1 protein-coding gene and 2 pseudogenes are annotated in these 1767 nt (G+C 52.1%); all 3 read left to right on the top strand.

Annotated features, from left to right (window positions below):
• Nucleotides 1-442: pseudogene (gene trbA, locus RTW80_RS24725) on the top strand (IncI1-type conjugal transfer protein TrbA); the annotation flags it as partial.
• Nucleotides 443-460: 18 nt separating this feature from the next.
• Nucleotides 461-1531, top strand: a complete 1071-nt coding sequence (gene trbB / locus RTW80_RS24720) for an IncI1-type conjugal transfer protein TrbB (protein ID WP_136360499.1) — start codon at nucleotides 461-463, stop codon at nucleotides 1529-1531.
• Nucleotides 1524-1767 (top strand): annotated as a pseudogene (locus tag RTW80_RS24715) (conjugal transfer protein TrbC); the annotation flags it as partial. The gene trbB and the pseudogene RTW80_RS24715, both read left to right, overlap by 8 nt.

Below are 1767 nucleotides of genomic sequence, written 5' to 3'. Positions count from 1 at the left end.
GGCCAAATCAGCTTTCCAGAGAGTGATTAAAAGCAACGAAGCACAGCAATGGCTGAAACAACATCGCTACGTCCGCAGTGGGCTGGTCTGGCTGTATGCACATGACCTGCGACTTACGCCCCCCAACTGGATTTGGCTGAAAGGCGTGGACAGGACGCTCTTTTATGCATTACACCGCGCCAATACCACGAAAGGATTTATTGAAGGCGCTGGCGTGGTGGCCGTTGCACGTGCAGAGGCCGAAGCCATGCGTTTTGGTCTTCCCTGCCCTGAACCCTGTGTTGATGAAGCGGTGGAAGGCTTACGGCGGGATATGCTCAGTCTCGGTCTTATCTGGGATGAACCACAACCAGATCGCGACCGGAAACGCCGCATCCTGACCAACTGGTCCCTCACCGACGACATCCTGCCCCGCACACCTGCTACAGACAACGAATTCTGATTATCTGGAGAACTGAAAATGACAATCGAGTACTTTGCAACACGCATTGCAAAACATATTTCCGTGCAGGCAATCTGGCCGGATGGCAGGACAGAAATTATTGCCGTCCTTCCACGGGATGCCCTGTCAGGGCTGGTAACACGAAATAATCAACTGATTCATATAGCCTTTGACGCCATGGGCACCCGTAACAGAGAAACCGTCCTGATTGATCAACAGGAGCATAACGCTGACCAGATACTTACAGCTATTGATTCCTGCCTGCGCCTTGAATATCTGATGGAACGCCGCTTCAGCAGAACACCTTTGTTCCGTGGCATAATCGCCAGCGTTGTGCTGTTCGTAATGGCAACGATTGGCTTCTCTCTGTTCCGCTATGTTGATCGTGTATTCTGGGATGATACAACGCCTGAAGCAGTACAGACAGCAGGTGAGCCACGACTGCTACCCCCTCACCTGAATCACACTGTGCCATTAAATGAAGGCATTCAACTCCCGGTTCCCCCGAAAAAAGACGTCCAGGTCCCGGAGAAAACAATCACAAGCAAAAATCCGGAAGCCGCAGCTGCGCGACATAATCTGGCTACTGTTCTGAAGCGGAACGCCGATCGGGGCATGTTTACCATCAACCTGTCATCCGGTCATGAACGAACCCTGTTCGCATTTCTCGATCCTGCCTGTCCTAACTGCAGACTTCTGGAGCCGGCCTTAAAACGCCTGGCCAGCGACTTCAATGTCGTTATCTACCCGGTTTCAGTTATTGGTGGAGAGGAATCCACCGACCGTGTGGCACCACTGCTGTGTGAAAAAGATGCTCAGAAACGTGCTGCCGGCTGGCACCGACTGTATTCCGCAGATAACGGAATGATGACGCCATCAGAAGAAACAACGCCTGCAGATGAAACATGCCTGAAAGCAGCCAGAGCTGCGATTGATGTTAACAATGTCGCCTTCCGTAAGTTCGGATTTGCCGGTACCCCATGGGTGCTGTCCGACACCGGCTGGCATCTGCCTACAGGAATTCTGCAGGAAACTGGCACGCTTAATTTATTCCTGAAAACCACCGACAGCGAGTCTGGCCATGAGTGAACATCGCGTTAACCCCGAGCTTTTACACCGTACAGCCTGGGGAAATCCTGTCTGGAATGCACTCCAGAGTCTCAATATCTATGGCTTTTGCCTGGTGGCAAGTCTTGTGGCCAGTTTTATCTGGCCACTTGCATTACCGGCATGTCTGTTGTTCACACTGATAACAATGCTGGTATTTAGTCTGCAGCGATGGCGCTGCCCTCTTCGTATGCCCATGACGCTGGAATGTGCTGACC

It is taken from the genome of Escherichia sp. AM3 (assembly GCF_032029835.1).
Taxonomy (GTDB): domain Bacteria; phylum Pseudomonadota; class Gammaproteobacteria; order Enterobacterales; family Enterobacteriaceae; genus Escherichia; species Escherichia coli.
Note: the sequence above shows the minus strand (reverse complement) of the source record. Positions and strands in the feature narration are given on the sequence as shown.